Genomic DNA, 18,870 nt, shown 5'->3' with positions numbered 1-18,870 from the left:
TCCTAGCCACCTCACCTACCTAAGGATCGATCCGAAGTGTCCCGCTTCCTCCGCATGGCCGCGCCGCGCAGCGTCGCCGTGATCGACCAGCCTTCCGTTCCGCTCGAAGCCGGTCAGGCGCGGGTGCGGACCATCTATTCCGGCATCTCGGCGGGCACCGAGCTCACTGCCTACCGCGGCACCAACCCCTACCTGACATCCATCTGGGACCCCGCGTCACGGCTGTTCGAGCCCGGGCTGGAGGCCCCTGGGTATCCGCTGGATGGCTGGGGATATTCCGAAGTCGGCGAAGTGGTGGAGCTGGCGCCACCCGCAGGACAGGCGGTGGACACCGTTGATGCCGATCCTCCCGTGCAGGTGGGCGACATGGTCTGGGGGATCTGGGGCCACCGGGACGAGGGCGTTCTCGCGGCAGAATCACTGCGGGGCCACGTGCTGCCGGAAGGGATGGATCCCCTCGCCGGCGCGTTCGTGCGGGTTGGCGCAATCGCCCTGAGTGCCGTGCTGGCCGCGGACCTGGGCCCCGGCTCCACCGTGGCCATCTTTGGCCAGGGCGTCATCGGACTGCTTGCCACCCGCTTCGCAGTGCTTAACGGGGCAAAGGTGATCGCCGTGGACGGAATCCAGGCCCGCCGCCGGCGTGCCCTCGAATGGGGTGCCCTGCATGCCCTCGGCCCCGCCCCGGAACTGGCAGGGGACATCCGGCGCATCACCAGCGGTGCCGGCGTGGATGTGGCCATCGAGCTCAGCGGAAACTACCGTGCACTGCACGAAGCCACCCGGGCGGTAGGTGCCGACGGCACCGTCATCGCCGCCGGCTTCTATCAGGGCGAAGCCGCCGGTGTCCGGTTCGGTGAGGAGTTCCACCATAACCGGGTTCAGCTCCTCGCTTCCCAGATCGGCTCCGTTCCTAACCGGCTCCGCTCCCGCTGGACCGTGCCCCGGCTGCAGCAGACCGTGGTGGACCACCTCGCGGACGGCCGGGTGAACGCGCCGGCGCTGGTAACCCACGCCTTTTCCCTGGCGGATTCCGCCAAAGCCTACGAACTCCTGGACACGGACCCGGAGTCCGCCCTCCAGGTGGTATTGGAGTTCCCATGACCCTCATCACCGTCCAGGAGCAGCACCTGCCCGGTACCAGCCTGGAAGAGAAATTCGACCAAGCGCTTGCCTGGGGCTTCGACGGCATCGAACTGCGGTCCGCCGGCGGGCTGCGGTTCCAGGCGCGCCTGCCGGAACTGCGCCGGGCCCGGGATGCCGGTGTGGTCATGCCTACCGCCTGCGTGGAGATGCCCCACTTTGTCGGAGCCTTCGACGACGAACTGCGGAAGGACGCCGTCGTCCAGCTCAAATCGCAGCTGAGCGTTATGGCCGAGATCGGCGGCCGGGGCGTCATGACGCCGGCCTCCTACGGCATGTTCTCCAAGCGCCTTCCTCCATTCATCCCGTCGCGCTCCGAGGAAGAGGACACCGCCGTGCTGGTGGAATCATTCACGGAGCTTGGCGAGCATGCGGCCGCCGAAGGGGTGGAGATCTATCTTGAACCCCTGAACCGCTATGAGGACCACATGATCAACACCCTCGCCGACGGCGTGCGGCTGCTGACGCTTGTGGGCCTGGACGCCGTACGCCTGGCTCCGGACACCTATCACATGAACATTGAGGAAAGCGACCCTGCAGCGGCCCTCCAGGACGCCGCCGGATACATCGGCCACATTCAAGCAAGCGATTCCAACCGCCTCGAACCCGGTGCCGGGCACATCGACTGGGCCCTCTTTGGTGCGACGCTGAAATCCATCGGCTACCAGGGCACAGTGGCCCTGGAATCCCGGCTGTCCGGACCGGCGGAGGAAGTCCTTCCCCGGGTGCCCTCCCTGTTGGGGCGATACCTGTGACGGCCGTTTCGGGGACCAGCGACGGCGGGTCATCAGTAGTGGCCGAGCTGATCGCCGCGCGCTCCACGGCGGTGCTGGAGGCCAACTGGCGCACGACTTACACGGTTCCGGCCGCCGGCCTCTATCCCCACCAGTGGAGCTGGGATTCGTCCTTCATTGCCATGGGCCTCAGCCGGATCTCACCCCGCCGCGCGGGCCAGGAGATGGATGCCCTCTTCGCCGGCCAGTGGGATGACGGCCGGCTGCCGCAGATCATCTTCGATCCCCACCGGGACGAGGACTACGCCCCGGGGGCATCGTTCTGGCAGTCCCGCCTCATTCCCGGCTCCCCGAAGCAGGTGGAGACAGCAGGCTTGGTCCAGCCGCCAAACCATTCGTGGGCTGTCTGGAAAATCCACCAGGCCGACCCCGCCGAATCCCGCCGCCGGTCCTTCCTGGAGCGGAACTATTCCAAGCTGGTCCACTGGCACGAATACCTGTCCGGCCGCCGCGACCGCGGCGGGTCCGGCTTGGCCTGCATCGTGCACCCCTGGGAGTCCGGCACGGACAATTCGCCGCTGTGGGACACGGTGATGAAACGGATCCCGACGGACAACAAAACCGATCTGAACCGGCCCGACCTGCAGCACGCCGACGCCGGCGAGCGGCCCAGCCAGAAGGAGTACGGCAAATACTTCTGGATGGCTGAGCGCTACCGGGACCACGGCTGCGACGACGCCGATGCGGACTACCCGTTCCTGATGGAGGATCCGCTGTTCAACACGCTGCTGGCGGTGTCGGAGCTGGCCCTGGCGGACATTGCCGCCGAGGTGGGCCTGCCCGGCGAGGCCCACCGAAACCGGGCGCAACAGATCACCGAAGCGCTGGAGGACCTGTACGTCCCGGAACTGGGCTGCTACTCAGCCCGCGACATCACCGATGGAACAGTGGTCAAGAAGGCGACCATCAACGGCCTGATCCCGCTCCTGCTGCCTGGACAGGTCCACACCGACGCCCTGCTGGAGACCCTGAACGGACCCCGCTTCATGGACGGGCGCGCCCTGATGGTGCCCAGCTACGATGCCACGGCCGTGGACCACAATCCGGCCCTGTACTGGCGCGGCCCGGCCTGGTTCAACATGTCCTGGATGGTCGCGGAGGCGCTGGACAGGCTTGGCCACACCGACCAGGCGGCGTTCCTTCGGGGCAATATCGGCAGGCTCGCAGCGGAGCACAACTTCCCCGAGTACGTAGACCCCTGGACCGGAGCCGCGCACGGGACCCGCAGATTCAGCTGGACCGCCGCGCTGGCCCTGGAAACCACCTATCATCGGAGCACGCCATGACCGCCGTTGCACCCCCGTCCGCCGCCTCGGTCCTCGTGGCCCACGGCGCCATGATGCGCGGCGCTGCCGACGGAAGCGTGGGCCGGGCAGACGCACCCGCGCAGGGAACCGAAGGCCTCTACATTGCCGATACGCGCCTGCTGTCCCGTTGGATCCTGGAGATCAACGACTCCACCTTCTGGGATGTGGGCAGCGTCCGTGAACCGGGCCGCCGCGAGACCGCCCTCAGTCCGGCGGCACGGCGGAACCAGACGCACGACCTCTTCGTCCTCCGGACCCAGGAGCTGGACGCCGGAGGCCTCACCGATACCCTGCGCATCCGCAACCTTGGCCGGGAGCCAATCACCGCCCGCCTGGTCCTGCGGGCCGGCACAGACTTCGCGGACCAGTTCACCGTCCGCACCGACGGCCGGATCTTCGATCTCAGCGCCGCCGCCAGCAGCATGGACGTCCACGACGACGGCTCGCTGGCCTTCGATTACAGCCACACTTTCCGGGGCCGGACCTTCCAGGCCGGCGTCCGCCTGGCCGCGAGCATCCCGCCAACGGTCCGCAGGGAGCCTGCCGACGGGCGCTTCGTCGGCGCCGCCCTGTCCTGGGATCTGGCGCTGGCAGCGGGCGAGACGCAGGCCCTGACTGTTTCTGCGGTCGCCAGTGGCGGGCAGGCACCCCCGACGGTTCCGGCCGCCGTCGTACGTTCCGGCGATGGGCTGACCGCCTTGGCGCGCCAGAGCCTGAAAGACCTTGATTCGCTGCTGATGCCCTGCCCCGTCAAGCCCGAACTGACCATCCCCGCGGCCGGGCTGCCCTGGTTCCTCACGCTCTTCGGCCGGGATTCCCTGCTGGCGTCGATGCTCACGCGTGAAGAATGCCCGCAGCTGCTGGGCGATGTGCTCCGCGCGTTGGCTGCAACGCAGGGAACAGCGGATGATCCGGCGCGGGTGGAGCAGCCAGGGAAGATTGTCCACGAGGTGCGCGTGAGCGAGCTGGCCCAGCTGGGTGCCGTTCCCTACGGCCGCTACTACGGCACGGTGGACTCCACCCCGCTGTTCCTGATGGCGATGGGGCAAGTGGAGGATCCCGTGCTGCTCCGCGACCTGGAGCAGCCCGCCCGGGCCGCCGTCGAGTGGATCCTCGGCGACGGCGGCCTGAAGGACACCGGGTTTGTTCGCTACACCCCGGACCCCGCGGGCCTGCTCCACCAAGGCTGGAAGGACTCGTTCGACGCCGTGGCCGGAGCCGACGGCCGCGAACCGGTGGGCGCCATCGCCCTTGCCGAAGTGCAGGGCTACACCTGGCGCGGCCTCAGGGAATGCGCCCGCCTTGCAGCCGAGCAATGGGATGACCAGGCCTGGGCAGGCACCCTTCACGGGCTCGCCGAGGAGCTGAAGCTCCGGTTCCGGGACGCGTTCTGGATGGACAACCAGAACTTTCCCGCCCTGGCCGTGGACGGTGAAGGCCAGCAGGTTGACGCGCTGGCTTCCAATGCCGGCCACCTGCTGTGGGCGGGGATCCTCGATGCCGACGACGCCCGTGCGGTCGCTTCCCGGTTGCTCCGGGACGATTTCTTCACCGGGTGGGGGATCCGGACCCTCGCCGAAGGCCAGCACTATTACCACCCGATGTCCTATCACAACGGCTCCGTCTGGCCGCATGACAGCATGCTGGCCGCGGAGGGAATGGCAGCCTACGGGCTGACCGACCAGGCACGGGCCGTGGCAGCGGGGATCCGGGAGGCGGCCGCGCACTTTGGCAACAGCTTGCCGGAACTGTTCGGCGGGTTCTCGCGGGCGGATTTCCCTGTGCCGGTTACGTACCATCACGCAGGTTCGCCGCAGGCCTGGGCTGCGGCCGCGGGCCTGGCCGCTGTCCGCCTGACCAGTAGCTTCGAGCGGGCGGACTAGGAAAAGCGCACGGGGTGCGATGCCGCCACCGGGCTTATCGTGGAAGTATGGACTCTCCAAAGGCGCAGCTGTACTTGGATATCACAGCTAAAGGCCTGTGCCTGCTGGGCGTCGCGCTGATGATCTTCGGCCAGGGTGGATGGTTCTACGTGGGCGTCGCCACCGTGGTCCTGGGCGTGCTGTTCATCGGCGCCTCGCTGATGGCCACCCGCAACCTGCGGCACAGGGGATGGGACGGCAGAAACCGGCCAACAGCCGGATAGCCCGCCCCACCCCCTCGCCCGCCAGTCCCGCCGGAGCCACACGGAGCGGCACCCAGTCCTCGCCGACGGTAGCGTCCCTAGGCCTGGGCCGGGTCCAGTGGCCGGGGAGCGATCGGCTGGTCGTTGGCCGTCAGGTCGATGCCCATGTCCTTGGCGAAGACCAGCCGGGTGTCCTTGTAGATTCCGGGGTGGTTCTCATCCAGCTCAAAGACCCGGGCGCCGCGCAGGCGATTCCGTTCAGCGCCGGGGAGCCCATAGGCGCCGAAGCCGGTTCCGGGGGCGTAGCCGAGCTGCACCCCGTAGTAGTTGCCCACGTAGGTATTGACGTGATCGTGGCCCACAAAGTAGCCGAGCACATCCCCGCGTTCCAGGAAGGCGCTGAACAGGCCGGAGTTGATGGGGCCGGGGCACTCGTCCTCGTTCCGTTCGCCGACGATGTTGTGCTTCGTGCGGGCCCGGGTGTGATCGGCGTCCGTCCGCGAGTCGAGGCTGGCGAACCACATGTTGCGGTGCTCGTGGAGCGCAATGTGGCCCCACATGAGGGAGGGGACCTTCTTGCCGTACTTCTGCTCGGTGGCGATGGACAGGCTGCGGTACCAGGTGACCTGGTCCATGCGTACCCAGTCCCAGTCGGGGTAGCCTTCGAAGTCCTGTCCATTGATGGCGTCCGGGGCATATCGGCCGGTGTCGATGAGCCACAGGCCGAAGGCCGGCTCCTTGGACTTGGCCGACTGCACGAGCAGCAGCGAGTTCGACGTCCCGGTGAGCCCCGGCGTGGAGTCGCCGTTCATGTTGAATTCGTAGGTCTGCAGAAACTGCAGCATTTTGGCCTCGGTCATGCCCGTCCGTGCCACGGAATCTTCGTCGTGGTTGCCGAACGTGACGGCCCAGGGGATCTGCCGGTGCTCCATGGGCTGGACCACGTGGTTGAGTGCCTGCTTGACCTCCAGCTCAGAGTCGCAGCCGCCGTTGATCACATCGCCGTTGATCACCACGAAGTCCGGCTTCTCCGCGTCCAGGGTCTTGTCCATGAGCTCGATGGTGCGGCGGTCCGTTTGCTCGTCGTCCTGGGTGTCGTTGAACTGGATCACTTTGAAGCCGCCGTCTGGGCGGAATGCGAGGGTGGGCTTGGGTGCCTTCGCTCCCGGTGCCGCGTAGCTTCCGGCTGCTGCGGCCACTGTCAGTCCCAGCGCGCCAAGGGTTCCGGCGGCGGCCAGCGCGGCCCGCCGGCTGAGGGTGGGCTGGTGGATTCCGGTGGTCATCGATGCCTCTTTCACTGATGCGGCCGTACCTCCGGCCGTCGATCCTGCGACAGTACGCAAGACAGGTATCGGGTTCCGGAACACTTGGTGAACGCCACATGCGGGACTCGCTGAATATCGGCTCCCTCCACCTACGATTGCGGCATGTCAACTTACGAAGTCACTCGCAGCGCCCTTATTCCTGCCCCTGCGGAACACGTGTTTCCGCTGGTCAACAGCTTCCTGGAGTGGACCAAATGGTCGCCCTGGGAGAACGTGGACCGGGAACTCAACCGCTCGTATTCGGGCAGTGACGCCGGTGTGGGGGCCAAGTATGCCTGGAGCGGCAACCGCAAAGCAGGCAGCGGAAACATGGAGATCGTCGAGTCGGATGCTCCCCGGAGTATCAAGGTCCGCCTTGAGTTCACAAAGCCGTTCAAGGCTGTGAATCCCACCACGTTTACGTTCACACCGGCCGACGGCGGGACCCAGGTCACGTGGCGGATGACCGGCGAGAACAAGGGGCTCGCGAAGATTTTCGCCATGATCGTGAACATGGACAAGATGGTCGGCGGCGACTTCGAGCGCGGGCTGGCCGCCCTCTCGGCCGCCGCGACGGTCAACAAGGCTTGACCCGGCGCTGCTGACGCCGGCGCTTGCCCGGCGTCAGCCGTTGAGGATCTGCTCGCGCAGAATATCGGCGTGCCCGCAATGCTGGGCGAACTCCCGCAGCACATGCAGGTACACCCAATGCAGCGGGAGCGGGCCGCGGCGGTTGCCGCGCAGCACGTCGTCGAGCTCCAACAACGACGTCGCCTCGCGCGATGCCTCGCAAGCCTCCCGGTGCGCGCGACGGACGCTGGCGATGGTGTCCTGGTCCGTGAGGATGAACGACTCGTCAGGTGTTGGGCGCGCACGGGCTGGCGGATGGCGTTCTCGGCGAACGCGGCTGAAGGAGCAGACATCCCCGAAGTATTGCAGGCAGGGGTCGCGGGCAATGCGCCGCTCGCTGGGGAAGGCCCGACGTCGGCCGCTCACCCATGGTGATCGCCGCGCCGCGCGCCTATGGTGAAGTCATGTCTGATTCCTTTTCGTCCTTCGTGGACACCTTCAAAAACATTGGCGTCACCAAGGCCTATGGCCCGGCCGTCCAGGTGGGCGGGGAAGAAATCATCCCGGTTGCACTGGTGTCCTTCGGGTTCGGGGGAGGCGGCGAAGCCGGTGACGGTGCCTCCGGCGGGGGTGGCGGCGGAATGGTGCTGCCGCTGGGTGTGTACCGGACCGTCGGCGGCCGCGCGGCGTTTCGCCCCAACACAGTGGTCACCCTGATGTGCCTGGTCCCGGTGATCCTGGCCGCCGGCGCAGCTGGGGCCCGGGCTATCCGCGCCGCGCGGTCCTAGCCGTACTGCCCGGTCAGAAGCCTGCCCCGCAGCCTGCCCAGAAGCCCGCCTGACCGGAGGGGCGACTAGCCGGAGACTCGGCGGTCGCGCGCCTGGCGTGCCAGCCGGATGAATCCATAGACGAAGACGGCCTCGATCAGCACCATCAGCCCGAGCAGCAGCCACTGCCCCTGCGCGATGAAGACCACCGCGCCGGTGAGGACCAGCATGGTTCCCAGCGCCAGCGCGTACACGGCGAAGCCGAGGGCCACGTTGGCGCTGCGCACACCCGTCCGGAAGCCAAAGCCCACCGGTTCGCCACCGGGATAGCCAGCCACACGGTCCGGGACTGCGGGCTTGAGCCTGTCGAATTCGGCCCAGGGATCCGGGTCCTGATTGCTCATGCTTCCATTATCCCGCGGTTCCCGGCCCGCTTGCGGCCGACGGATTCTGCTCAATCATTCGACGGCGGCACGCGGGCGCCCCCGGAAATCCAGCCCGCCCCGAAGGGTGGAAGTTGATGATTGAGCAGAATCCGACGCGAGGCCGAGGGCGCGCGGGCTTGCTCTATCACGTCTGGTGGCTAATCCGAGGTTTTGGGGACCGCAAGTATTAGAGCAACCCGGGGGAGGGGCACTGAAGCCATGGTGCTGGCCGACGTCGGACTGGTGCGTGCCAGGAAGGACGGACGCAACCGGTACTACAGTCTCGACTCCGAGGCGCGCGGGGTTGCTCGATCAGGTTTGGTGGCTAAACCACCTGGTTGGGGACCAGAAGTGACAGGTCAACCGGGGTGAGCGGCTCGTAGATGGCGGGTTCCTGGTGGGTAACCACGACGGCGTCGCTCACCACGTCTGCCAGCCGGCCGTGGCGCGCGTAGGCCTGCCGCTGCAGCCTGGCGCCGGTTCCGTTGGCGAAGATCCGGTGCAGGGATTCCTCGACGTAGGCTGCATCGCCCGCCTCGACCAAGGCGTCGCGGACATGGTGGTGGAGCGCGGCGATGACATTGCGCGCGGACTCCGGCTTGTGGGTCAGCGGGTGGAGCAGTTCGCCCTGGATTCCCCACCGGCTGGCCAGCCAGGCCCCCTGGCGCAGGATGATGGCCGGAACCATGTCCGGCTCCTGGCCGGATTTCCATTCCCGGGCAGCGGTCTCCACCAGGCCCCGCACCAGGGCGGCGATCAGGACGGTGTCGCGGGGATCGAGGCAAACATCGGATACCCGGATCTCCACGGTGGGGTGGCGGGCGGAGAGGCGGGCGTCAAAATCAGGGTTGTTGACTACGCCCGTGGCAGCCAGGTCCGCCACGCGCTGGTGGTAGGCCTGCGCCGAGCCGAAGATTTCCGTCGGCCCGGCCGAGGACCAGCGATTCCAGGCCTGCGTGCGGAAGCTTGCATAGCCGCTGTCAGCGCCGTCCCAGAACGGTGAATTGGAGCTTAACGCCATCAGCGGCGGCAGCCAGGACCTGATCCGGTCCAGGATTGCGACGCCTTCCTCATCGGAGTCGACGGAGACATGGATGTGGCATCCGCAGGTCAGCTGCTCACGGGCTGTCAGGGCGAACTTTTCCAGCAGCGCGTCATAGCGGGGGTTGCTGGTGGAATGGGGTGTCACTGCCAACGGGGACGTGGCAAGCGCGGCGATTCTGGCGCCGACTTTCCGGGCAAGCGAGTCCGCGTAGGCGCGGCCTGACAGGATTTCGGCGGAGAGTCCGCTCAGGGTGCTGTGCGGGTGGGTGATCACTTCGAGCTGTTCCTGGTGAAGCTCGACGGCGAGCGCCGGGTGCGTGGAAAGGTCCGCCGGTTCGCCCGGGTCCTGGAGGCGCAGCAGGTCTGCTGCCAGGGGCAGGGGACTGCCGTTGGAGGGATCAACGATCAGGAATTCTTCTTCAACACCAAAAGTACGCACTAGCTAAGTGTGCGGCAACAACAGCGGCCCCGGATGCCATACTTGTTCCCGGCATCCGTGGGGCCTCCGGGAGGGACGCTCGAAGCGGTAGAAATCCCCTATATCCGCGAGTGCCCTTTCAGTTCCATAATGGCCACATAGGCTTCGGGGATCCTCTCGCTGATGATGGCTGGCGCGGCGCAGGAGAGTCCCAGGTGGCCGCTCCGGCACTTGGCGTAACGGGCGGCCACGCGGCACCGGACAACGGGGTTCCGGAACCGCCTCCGGGGGAGAGCATCGCCATCAACGCGAAAGCAAGGCACAAAGGAAATCATCATGCTCAAGGATCGAACCGTTATGGCTGTTCTCGCTGCGAAGGACATCAACAGGGCGAAGGATTTCTATCGGGACAAGCTGGGGCTGGAACCGTCCGATTCCATGGAGGACGACAGCCTGTTTTACAGCGGCGGCAACGGAACGGGTTTCCTGATTTACCAGACGGAGAATGCCGGGACGGCCAAGAACACCCAGATGGGCTGGGAAACGGACAACCTCGAAGCCGAGATGGAGGAACTGCGGGGCCGCGGGGTCGTCTTTGAAGACTACGATTTCCCCGGCCTGAAGACGGAGAACGGCGTTGCGGATAACGACTGGGGGAAGTCCGCCTGGTTCCTGGACAGCGAAGGGAACATTCTCAACATCTCCCAGCGCAAGTAGCCAGCCGCAGGGCTGATTGGCGCACGAAGGGGCCGCACTTGCCGCGAAGGCAGGTGCGGCCCCTCGCGCCACGCTCAGGAATAGCGCGTCACGCTCAGGAATAGAATGGGTGCCATGGGCTCCGTTGACATTCCTTGGCCGATCTTCCTGAGCCGGACCGCGGCTGCCTGCAACATGTGATCGATGTTGCAAGGGCCGTTGTGCCGGAGGCCGAGCAGGGGATGAGCTACGGGATGCCGGCCCTGAAATTTGAGGGAAAGCCTCTCGTGGGCGTCGTCCGGGCAGGCAAGCACCTCTCCGTCTTCCCGTTTTCCCCGGCGGTGATTGACGCCGTCGCCGGCCGGCTTGAAGGGTACTCCCTGTCCAAAGGGACCATCCGGTTCACGGCGGCGCATCCCCTCCCCAACGACGTGCTGGAGGACATCGTCCGGCTGCGCCGTGCCGAGATCCTCAAGTAGGGCCGGCGCCGATCAGTGTTTGGACAATTCCGGAAGCAGCCCGAGCTGTCCCAGGAAGTCCATCTGGTCAAAGTAGAAGTGGTGCGATGTGATCTGGCCACCCTCCACCCTGGCGATGTCGCAGCTTCTGACCCTGACCTGTTTGCCCGTGGCCGGCAGGGTTTCGCCGGAAGGCAGGCTCAACGGCCCGGTGTTGGTTCCGGCGACGAAACCCTCATCGATAGCCACATTCCCGGCCCCATGCTTATCGGCGTACTCATACGTGACGTCCGGCAGCGCTTCCCAGAAATGGAAGAGGTAGTTGGTGATTCCCTCCCGCCCGGTGAGCTCGCCTTCATCAGGAGTAAAGGCCACGGCGTCCTCGGCGTAGCACCCCGCTAGTGTTTCCTTGTCCTTTGCTGCCATGGCCGTGGTTAAGCGGTCCATGACCTCGCGTGCCTGTCCCATTTCGACCTCCATGTGTTGAGGGCGGCCGCACGGAAGCGTGGGCCGCTTCGTGATTTGTCCCTGCAATCACAGGCGCCATTTTAAGTACACGTCCGCCGTAGAGGAGTGTCAACGAACGGGGATGCCCTCTGTGAATACCGCGGAGGAAGAGGCAGCCAATGGGCACGGAAACAGTTGAGGCAGTTCTCCATGACGGCTCAACCATCCCCGTCACGGTTCAGGGAGACGGACCCGGAGTCCTCCTGCCGGTCAGCCTGGCGCCCCACACCGCGGCGGAGGCGGAGACGCTGCGCCAGTGGGGCGGGGACCCGGACCTGGGACCAAACCTCATCAACGGACTGGCACCAACCAACCGGGTGATAGCCGCGTACTACGAAGCGCACCGCATGGCCCACCCGGCGCCGCAGACGCTTCACCCCGGGGAACATCGCGAAGGATCTGCTGGCAATTGCCGATGCCGCCGGCGTCGACCGTTTTGCCTACTACGGCTACTCCTGGCTGGCGCTGTGCGGCCTGCAGCTCGCACTCCGCACCGACCGTCTGCGGGCGCTCGCCTTGGGCGGGTTCCCGCCGCTCGAGGGTCCGTACCGAAGCATGCTGGCCGTCACCCGCGCCCCGCACGCCATGTCCGTGGAAAAGGCCGGCGAACCGGCAGGCCAGGTCACGGAACCTGAACCGGGCGACTGGGATTCGGTGTCGGTCCAGACCACCGAGGCGCAGACGCAGCAGTTCGTCACCCTGTACGAAGCGCTGCAGGACTTTGACGATTCCGCCGCAGTGCTCCCGGGGGACCTGCCCAAACTCGCGTTCGCCGGCGCCGAGGACCAGATTGACTACAAACCGGTCTGGGGCGGAGTGCGGGTGTCCATCGGGAGCCCCTGGCGAGGCATCAAGCGTCCCTGACCAAAGCCGGGTGGGACGTCCGCGTCCTGCCGGGCCTGGATCACATGGGCGCGATGCACAGTATCGACCATTCCTGGCCGGCAGCGACCCGCGGATCATTGCCGTGGACGCCAACCATGAAGTGGTGGGTCTCGCCGACTCGGGTCCCGCACGGGATGAGGACGGCCCGGAGGCGCTGGAACTGTATTCGCTGTACACACTCCGGCGGACGCACGGAAGCGGGCTGGGGGCCGCGTTGCTGAGCGCGGCCATCGGTGAGAGTCCGGCTTATCTCTGGGTGCTGGAGAACAATCCCCGGGCGCAGGCCTTCTACCTCAAACACGGCTTTCGCCCTGACGGCACGCGCGGCCAGCTGCCACCCGAGTGGGAAGAGCTGCCCAAAATCCGCATGGTCCGTCCGGCGAGGGCCCGGTCATGACTATGCGGACAGGATCCTTACCGGATAAGGGGTTGCTACCGCGCTGGGCCAGGATCGCCGTCGCCGTTTATCTGGCGGTGACGGTTGCCGCTGTCGGGGCTTCGCTCGTCACCGGTTCCTTCGAAACGGGGCTGGATGCCGTGTTCCGGGAGCGGCTGTGGCTGGCCGTGGTGGTTCTGACGCTGCCCGTTTCGGCGGCGTATTTCGCCGTGGTCTTCCTCCTTGATTCGTCGGGTCCGCCGCCGCAGGGTGGGTTGAGGCCGACGACGGTTATCCACTACCTGGGATTCCTCGCCCTTGCGGTGGTCAACGCAGCGCTCTTCCGGTGGATGGTCCTGAGCATCCGGAAGCCGGTTCCAGCCGCCAGGCCTCTCGCTATGCCTCAGGTTCCGGGGGTGACAATTCACGGGGTCACCCGGAACGTTCGGCACCTCTGGTGGACCGTGCCCCTCGCTGTCCTGCTGAGCTTTCCGCAGTGGCTCGTGGCGGGTCTTGCCTGGTGCGGGATCAGCGGCTGCAGCGGTGGAGGCTTCGGGGTGTCCACCGGTACCGAATGGTTGGCGGTCACCATGAGCGTGGTGAACGGGTTGATTCTCACGGTGGCTGTTTTTGCAGTGCGCTGGCTGTATCCCACGCGGAGGCGCGCCCTCATTGCCCTGGCGGCCGGAACGCTGTTCGGGCTTCTGGGGGCTGCCGTCACGCACGGGTAGCACCGCAGGACGGTGAGTGAACGGCCCTCGGCAACGCCGTCAATCGTAGGTACGGTTGCGTCATGCAAAAGATATCGATTGAGGCTTTGGCCCGTCAGCAGATCGCTGCCGCTGTTGCGGCACCGAGCGGGCGGGCAGCCGATACAGCGTTCGGCGGGCATGAGAAGAAACTGCGCCAGACCGTCATGGCCTTCCGTGCCGGCACGCAGCTCAGCGAGCACCAGAACCCCGGCGAGGCAACGGTCTACGTGCTGAAGGGATCGGTCTGGCTGAGGGCTGGCGGGGAGTCGTGGCAGGGCAAAGCCGGAGACCTGCTGATCGTGCCGGACGGGCTGCACAGCCTGGAAGCGGAAGAGGACTCGGCGGTGCTGTTCACGGTGGTCAAGACCGACCGGTAGCGCTGGGCTGGTTAACTGGCAGGAAAGTCGAGAGAAGGAGCACCCATGTCCGGTTTGCCCGCATCACCGAAACTACGGGTGAGTCTGCCCAGCCAGAACCTGGTGGACGCACTCGAGCCGTCCGCCGGCGTCGAACTCTTCCTGTGGGACCTGACCGGCCCGGCGCCGGCGGAGCAGTTCGACATTGTGGTGCCGCCCTACATGGGCGGGGTGGGGGCGCTGGCTGCGCTGGACTCCGTGGGCGTCGGCCTGGTGCAGAGCCAGCTGATCGGTTACGACGGCGTCGAGGCGGTGCTGCCCGCGGGGTGCCTTTTCGCCAACGCGGCGGGAGTGCATGAGACGTCGACGGCGGAACTTGCGTTGGGCATGATCATCGCCAGCCAGCGGGGGATCCCGGACTTTGTGCGGAATTCGGCGACGGGAACCTGGGACCACCGCGAGCGCCCTAGCCTGGCCGACAGGCGGGTGCTCCTGGTGGGTTATGGGGGAGTGGGGAAGGCGGTTGAGGCCCGGCTGCTGCCGTTCGAGACCGAGGTGACGCGGCTGGCCAGCCGCGGCCGCGACGATGAGGGCGGCAGGATCCACGGGATTGATTCCCTGTATGAGCAACTGCCGCTCCACGACATTGTGGTGGTCAGTGTTCCCCTGAGCGAGCAGACCCGGCACCTGGTTGACGCCCGGTTCCTGGCGGCGATGCCGGACGGCGCACTGCTGGTGAACGTGGCCCGCGGGCCGGTGGCCGATACCGAGGCATTGCTGCGCGAGACGTCGTCCGGCAGGCTCCGGGCCGCCCTGGACGTGACGGATCCGGAACCGCTGCCGCGCGATCATCCCCTGTGGACCGTGCCCGGTGTCCTCATCACCCCGCACGTGGGCGGGGCCAGCTCGGCCATGCTGCCGCGGGTGGCGCGGCTGATCCGGAAGCAAATCGGTTTGTTGCAGGCCGGGCAGGAGCCGGTGAACGTGGTGCTGGGCGGGCTTGCTGGGCGTTAGCGGCGGCCTGCGCATTCCGGGGGCGAGCCGTGTCCAGGCCTTTTCTCCAACGAATTGCGCCTAGCATGGCGCTGGTAGGCGCATCCACTATCTCCGAGTTGAAGGCCAGAGGCCCGGAAGCTATCCGTGACTTACGGAATGCGGTCCGATTGACGGGTGCCATGCCGCCCCACTGAATTCCTCACTGATTTCGCAATCCCGAGGAATCGCACATTTTTCGCGGTGCCGGACCTTTATCTTCAACCACTTAAGGATCCAATGCGCAACCGCTATCTAATCCCTGCCCTGACCGCTGCAACAGCACTCATGCTTTCGGGTTGTGTGGACAACAGCGCGCCGGCGGCGGCGGATAAAGCGTCTGCTTCCGCGGACACCGCAGTCCAGAAGAATGAGGAACTTGCGGCTTTGCTGCCGGAGAAAATGAAATCCGCGGGCGTCCTGAACGTGGGCATGGCCAACAATTACCCGCCCAACGAATTCAAGGATGGCAACGGCGCCCCGGCCGGCTGGTCGGTGGACCTCACCAATGCGTTGGGTGCCTCGCTCGGGCTGAAGGTCAACTTTGATATCGGCACGTTCGACAACATTCTGCCGTCCGTCAAGGCGGGCAAGGACGACATGGGCATGTCGTCGTTCACCGACACCCTGGAACGCGAAAAGCAGGTGGATTTTGTGAACTACTACTCGGCGGGCATCCAGTGGGCGGCGCCGAAGGGCAAGACCGTGGACCCGGACAACGCCTGCGGCCTGAAGGTTGCCGTCCAGGCCACCACCTATGAGGACACCCACGAGGTGCCGGCCAAGTCCAAGGCGTGCACGGATGCGGGCAAACCCGCGATTGAGATCTTCAAGTACGACGCGCAGGACCAGGCCACCAACGCCCTGGTGGTGGGCCAGGTGGACGCCATGAGTGCGGACTCGCCGGTGACCCTCTACGCGATCTCGCAGACAAAGGAGAAGCTGCAGACCGCGGGGGATGCCTTTGAAGTGGCGCCCTACGGGATTCCGGTGGACAAGGGGAGCGCGTTCACCCCGGTGCTGCAGAAGGCGCTGCAGGCCCTGATCGACGACGGCACCTACAACAGGATCCTGTCCAAATGGGGCGTGGAAAGCGGCGGCGTGAAGACGGCGGCGCTCAACGTGGCGTCGTCGGCCAAGTAACCAGCCGTGACTCTTCCCAAACATGCCGCCGTGGCGCGGCCCAACCCCGCAACCGGCGGAACTCAAGCGCAGGGGGACGCCATTGTGGCCGTTCCCCTGCGCCACCCCTGGCGGATCTCGATCGCCGTCGTCCTGGTGTTCCTGCTGGCGCTGTTCATCGTGGATGCGTCGCAGCGGCCCGACTACGGCTGGGCGGAGGTGGGCAAGTACCTCTTCGACCGCCGGATCAGCCAGGCGGCCTGGGTGACCCTGACGCTCACCATTTACGCCATGATCGGCGCTATCGTCCTGGGGCTCCTTCTGGCCATCATGCGGCTCTCGCCGAACCCGGTGGTCAAGAGCATCGCCTGGCTGTACCTGTGGATCTTCCGCGGGACCCCGGTCTACGTCCAGCTGGTGTTCTGGGGCATCGTGGCGCTCATCTACCCCGTGTTCACCATCGGGATACCATTCATGACGCCGTGGATCACCATTCCCAACGACGTGTTCACCAACCTCTACATCACCGCGGTGATCGGACTGGCGCTGAATGAGGCCGCCTACATGTCCGAGATTGTCCGCGCGGGACTGCTGTCCGTGGATGAGGGCCAGGAGGAGGCGTCGACGGCGCTCGCCATGTCATGGGGCCAGACCATGCGTTACGTGGTGGTTCCGCAGGCCATGAAGATCATCATTCCGCCCACAGGCAATGAGGTGATCTCCATGCTCAAAACCACCTCGCTCGTAGCGGCCATTCCGCTCAGCATCGACCTCTACGGGGTGTCCCGCGGCATCTCCGCGGTGACCTTCACCCCCGTTCCGCTGCTCATCGTGGCATCGATCTGGTACCTCCTGTTCACGTCTGTCCTGATGGTGGGGCAGCACTTCATCGAGAAGCGTTTCTCACGCGGAACGGGACGGCGGCAGGCGGGACCGGCGTCGGAAAGTGATCCTGGGGCGGCGGCAATGACTGCTGCGCCAATGGGCAATGATTTGGGAGGCAAAGGATGAGCGCTACTCCGATGGTGACCGCGGACCGGATCTCCAAGAGCTTCGGTTCCAACAACGTGCTGCGCAGCATCAGCCTGGAAGTGCAGGCCGGTGAGGTGCTGTGCATCGTGGGGCCCAGCGGCTCCGGCAAGTCCACTTTCCTGCGCTGTATCAACCACCTTGAAAAGATCGACGCCGGCCGGCTCTTCGTGGAGGGGCAGCTGGTGGGTTACCGGCAAAAGGGCGACAAGCTTCATGAGCTCAAGCCCAAGGAAGCAGCGCTCCAGCGCCGCGACATCGGCATGGTGTTCCAACGGTTCAACCTGTTTCCGCACATGACGGCGCTGGAAAACATCATCCAGGCGCCGATGCGGGTCAAACGCATTCCGAAAGCCAAGGCCACCCTGCGTGCCATGGAGCTGATGGAGCGCGTCGGGCTGGGGGACAAGGCGGATCACTACCCGGCGCACTTGTCCGGCGGGCAGCAGCAGCGCGTGGCCATCGCCCGGGCCCTGGCCATGGATCCGAAGCTGATGCTCTTCGACGAACCGACCAGTGCCCTAGACCCGGAGCTCGTGGGTGAGGTCCTGGACGTTATGAAGGAACTGGCCACGAGTGGCATGACCATGATCGTGGTGACCCACGAGATGGGCTTTGCCCGCGAAGTGGCGGACTCCATCGCCTTTATGGACGGCGGCGTGGTGGTCGAGGCGGGCCCGCCCCGTGAGCTGCTGGGCAATCCCCAGCAGGACCGGACCAAGGCGTTCCTCTCAAAGGTGCTGTGAAGGAGCGGCGCCCAAGAGCGTCTGGAATGCTGTTCGCATGACGATCAGCTTTGAATGGCGCGAAGACCAACGCTGGTCTATCCGGCTGCGCTAACAGCGCTGGCCGGTCAGCCAGAGAGCTGGATCCAATTGGCACGAAGGATTGTCGCGTGAACAACACTTTGGAGGCCATCCGGAACGCCGTGCTGAGTGCATCGGCCGTTGGTGGCATCAGGATAGTCGGCATTGCTGGGCCTTCCGGGTCCGGCAAGAGTGCGTGGGCGGGGAAATTGGCCCAATTGCTGTGAATCGCAGTGGTAAGTGGCGGTGTTTTTGCAGCGCTAAATGGCAGCCCTGGTGCACCTAAGCCGATCCTTACCGGGCGCTCCACACTCGGGCGGTGCTGGATCTTATGGGACCTTGCCAAGGTGCCTTGACAGGTTGCCGTCGTAAGGACACGCTGACGTTATGGCGAGATACAGCGGCGGGCCAACCGTCCATAGGGCAATGAAGGGGCCTCGATCCACGGGAGCGTCCATGTCGAGCCCACAGAGCTGGAAGGCGGAGGTAATCGCCACCCTGAGGGCTATCCAGCAGGTCCGCCAGACGTGCGACCACACCGAACTCACGACCGTGAAGTACGCACGGAAGGCGGGCCTGTCCTGGGCAGAGATCGCCACCGCTCTCGGGGTCACGCGCCAAGCGGCATGGGAGCGGTGGCATGAAATCGACGAGACCCTGCCCAAGAGCGACGCGTGGGGCCCCTTCTCACTGAACGACACGGTGCCCGAGCGCTTTCGCGGCTCCGGGCAAAGCACCGTCGCTGGCACCTCTGATCCCACATTTTCGCAGCGCTAAATGTTGCGCGCGTTGGAGCTCGCGGTAGACAGTGGCGCGTGAGACGTCGGAGAGCGTCCTGTCGTTTAGGTTTGGGCAAATCTCCATATCGGAGCAATCAGACGGAGTTGGACGAACCGACGGCCGGAGACTGAATCACTCCGCCCTCTAACTGGGCATTTTCCGGTATCGCGTATGCGG

The 18,870-nt window shown here is 65.8% G+C and carries 23 protein-coding genes; 18 read left to right on the top strand and 5 right to left on the bottom strand.

Annotated elements, in window-relative coordinates:
- Window positions 1–36 precede the first annotated feature (36 nt).
- The 5 genes from ACX80M_RS12595 to ACX80M_RS12575 are packed head-to-tail and all read left to right on the top strand — an operon-like array spanning window position 37 to window position 5,387.
- Window positions 37–1,101: a zinc-dependent alcohol dehydrogenase gene (locus ACX80M_RS12595; protein WP_459309771.1), complete on the top strand. Its 1,065-nt coding sequence runs from the start codon at window positions 37–39 to the stop codon at window positions 1,099–1,101.
- Window positions 1,098–1,895 (top strand): sugar phosphate isomerase/epimerase family protein, encoded by a 798-nt coding sequence (locus ACX80M_RS12590; protein WP_252613396.1) that lies wholly within the window; start codon window positions 1,098–1,100, stop codon window positions 1,893–1,895. Before ACX80M_RS12595 ends, ACX80M_RS12590 begins: the two co-directional genes overlap by 4 nt.
- On the top strand, window positions 1,892–3,220 hold the full coding sequence (locus tag ACX80M_RS12585) for an MGH1-like glycoside hydrolase domain-containing protein (RefSeq protein WP_252613394.1): 1,329 nt from the start codon (window positions 1,892–1,894) through the stop codon (window positions 3,218–3,220). The genes ACX80M_RS12590 and ACX80M_RS12585 overlap by 4 nt, the downstream gene beginning before the upstream one ends.
- Window positions 3,217–5,124 (top strand): glycogen debranching N-terminal domain-containing protein, encoded by a 1,908-nt coding sequence (locus tag ACX80M_RS12580; protein WP_252608834.1) that lies wholly within the window; start codon window positions 3,217–3,219, stop codon window positions 5,122–5,124. The genes ACX80M_RS12585 and ACX80M_RS12580 overlap by 4 nt, the downstream gene beginning before the upstream one ends.
- Window positions 5,125–5,171: 47 nt before the next feature.
- Window positions 5,172–5,387: a hypothetical protein gene (locus ACX80M_RS12575; protein ID WP_252599342.1), complete on the top strand. Its 216-nt coding sequence runs from the start codon at window positions 5,172–5,174 to the stop codon at window positions 5,385–5,387.
- A gap of 77 nt (window positions 5,388–5,464) precedes the next feature.
- On the opposite strand, the gene ACX80M_RS12570 is transcribed toward ACX80M_RS12575, so the two are convergent.
- Entirely contained in the window at window positions 5,465–6,649 is a 1,185-nt protein-coding gene (locus ACX80M_RS12570) for a metallophosphoesterase family protein (RefSeq protein ID WP_252608831.1), read from the bottom strand.
- A 144-nt stretch (window positions 6,650–6,793) separates the two neighbouring features.
- On the opposite strand from ACX80M_RS12570, the gene ACX80M_RS12565 reads away from it, so the two are divergent.
- Complete coding sequence (locus ACX80M_RS12565) at window positions 6,794–7,261, top strand: SRPBCC family protein (RefSeq protein ID WP_252599339.1); 468 nt, start codon at window positions 6,794–6,796, stop codon at window positions 7,259–7,261.
- A 33-nt stretch (window positions 7,262–7,294) separates the two neighbouring features.
- Here ACX80M_RS12565 and ACX80M_RS12560 read toward each other — a convergent pair whose 3' ends face one another.
- The gene (locus ACX80M_RS12560; RefSeq protein WP_308216164.1) at window positions 7,295–7,666 is read right to left on the bottom strand and encodes a mycothiol transferase; all 372 of its coding nucleotides are present in this window, start codon (window positions 7,664–7,666) and stop codon (window positions 7,295–7,297) included.
- A 38-nt stretch (window positions 7,667–7,704) separates the two neighbouring features.
- Here ACX80M_RS12560 and ACX80M_RS12555 point away from each other — a divergent pair, with 38 nt between their 5' ends.
- Window positions 7,705–8,028 carry a hypothetical protein gene (locus tag ACX80M_RS12555; protein ID WP_104062533.1) on the top strand — a complete coding sequence of 108 codons (324 nt, stop codon included), beginning with the start codon at window positions 7,705–7,707 and terminating at the stop codon, window positions 8,026–8,028.
- 65 nt (window positions 8,029–8,093) lie between these two features.
- On the opposite strand, the gene ACX80M_RS12550 is transcribed toward ACX80M_RS12555, so the two are convergent.
- Both ACX80M_RS12550 and ACX80M_RS12545 read right to left on the bottom strand, forming a co-directional pair.
- The gene (locus tag ACX80M_RS12550) at window positions 8,094–8,411 is read right to left on the bottom strand and encodes a hypothetical protein (protein ID WP_252599337.1); all 318 of its coding nucleotides are present in this window, start codon (window positions 8,409–8,411) and stop codon (window positions 8,094–8,096) included.
- Between the two features lie 346 nt (window positions 8,412–8,757).
- Complete coding sequence (locus ACX80M_RS12545; RefSeq protein WP_252599335.1) at window positions 8,758–9,915, bottom strand: glutamate--cysteine ligase; 1,158 nt, start codon at window positions 9,913–9,915, stop codon at window positions 8,758–8,760.
- 315 nt (window positions 9,916–10,230) lie between these two features.
- Between ACX80M_RS12545 and ACX80M_RS12540 the strand changes: the two genes are divergently transcribed.
- Complete coding sequence (locus ACX80M_RS12540; protein ID WP_252608826.1) at window positions 10,231–10,611, top strand: VOC family protein; 381 nt, start codon at window positions 10,231–10,233, stop codon at window positions 10,609–10,611.
- Window positions 10,612–10,787: 176 nt separating this feature from the next.
- The gene (locus tag ACX80M_RS12535) at window positions 10,788–11,069 is read left to right on the top strand and encodes an iron chaperone (protein WP_252608824.1); all 282 of its coding nucleotides are present in this window, start codon (window positions 10,788–10,790) and stop codon (window positions 11,067–11,069) included.
- Between the two features lie 12 nt (window positions 11,070–11,081).
- On the opposite strand, the gene ACX80M_RS12530 is transcribed toward ACX80M_RS12535, so the two are convergent.
- Complete coding sequence (locus tag ACX80M_RS12530; RefSeq protein WP_252608821.1) at window positions 11,082–11,516, bottom strand: nuclear transport factor 2 family protein; 435 nt, start codon at window positions 11,514–11,516, stop codon at window positions 11,082–11,084.
- 594 nt (window positions 11,517–12,110) lie between these two features.
- Between ACX80M_RS12530 and ACX80M_RS12525 the strand changes: the two genes are divergently transcribed.
- From ACX80M_RS12525 to ACX80M_RS12485, 9 genes are all read left to right on the top strand, one after another.
- Window positions 12,111–12,419, top strand: a complete 309-nt coding sequence (locus tag ACX80M_RS12525; RefSeq protein ID WP_459309770.1) for a hypothetical protein — start codon at window positions 12,111–12,113, stop codon at window positions 12,417–12,419.
- A gap of 103 nt (window positions 12,420–12,522) precedes the next feature.
- Window positions 12,523–12,837 carry a GNAT family N-acetyltransferase gene (locus ACX80M_RS12520; RefSeq protein ID WP_252608818.1) on the top strand — a complete coding sequence of 105 codons (315 nt, stop codon included), beginning with the start codon at window positions 12,523–12,525 and terminating at the stop codon, window positions 12,835–12,837.
- Window positions 12,834–13,547: a hypothetical protein gene (locus ACX80M_RS12515; protein WP_252608816.1), complete on the top strand. Its 714-nt coding sequence runs from the start codon at window positions 12,834–12,836 to the stop codon at window positions 13,545–13,547. The genes ACX80M_RS12520 and ACX80M_RS12515 overlap by 4 nt, the downstream gene beginning before the upstream one ends.
- A 62-nt stretch (window positions 13,548–13,609) precedes the next feature.
- A complete protein-coding gene (locus tag ACX80M_RS12510) occupies window positions 13,610–13,945 on the top strand; it encodes a cupin domain-containing protein (protein WP_056346835.1) in 336 nt (111 codons plus the stop codon).
- Between the two features lie 45 nt (window positions 13,946–13,990).
- Complete coding sequence (locus tag ACX80M_RS12505; RefSeq protein ID WP_252608814.1) at window positions 13,991–14,938, top strand: 2-hydroxyacid dehydrogenase; 948 nt, start codon at window positions 13,991–13,993, stop codon at window positions 14,936–14,938.
- A gap of 258 nt (window positions 14,939–15,196) precedes the next feature.
- Complete coding sequence (locus ACX80M_RS12500; protein WP_252608811.1) at window positions 15,197–16,099, top strand: ABC transporter substrate-binding protein; 903 nt, start codon at window positions 15,197–15,199, stop codon at window positions 16,097–16,099.
- Between the two features lie 30 nt (window positions 16,100–16,129).
- On the top strand, window positions 16,130–17,089 hold the full coding sequence (locus ACX80M_RS12495) for an amino acid ABC transporter permease (protein ID WP_252608916.1): 960 nt from the start codon (window positions 16,130–16,132) through the stop codon (window positions 17,087–17,089).
- Window positions 17,086–17,853: an amino acid ABC transporter ATP-binding protein gene (locus ACX80M_RS12490; RefSeq protein ID WP_305887088.1), complete on the top strand. Its 768-nt coding sequence runs from the start codon at window positions 17,086–17,088 to the stop codon at window positions 17,851–17,853. The genes ACX80M_RS12495 and ACX80M_RS12490 overlap by 4 nt, the downstream gene beginning before the upstream one ends.
- Before the next feature lie 516 nt (window positions 17,854–18,369).
- Window positions 18,370–18,690, top strand: a complete 321-nt coding sequence (locus ACX80M_RS12485; RefSeq protein ID WP_252608809.1) for a hypothetical protein — start codon at window positions 18,370–18,372, stop codon at window positions 18,688–18,690.
- Window positions 18,691–18,870 lie beyond the last annotated feature (180 nt).

The organism is Pseudarthrobacter sp. MDT1-22 (assembly GCF_054511035.1).
This window is presented reverse-complemented; position numbering and strand designations above follow the sequence as displayed.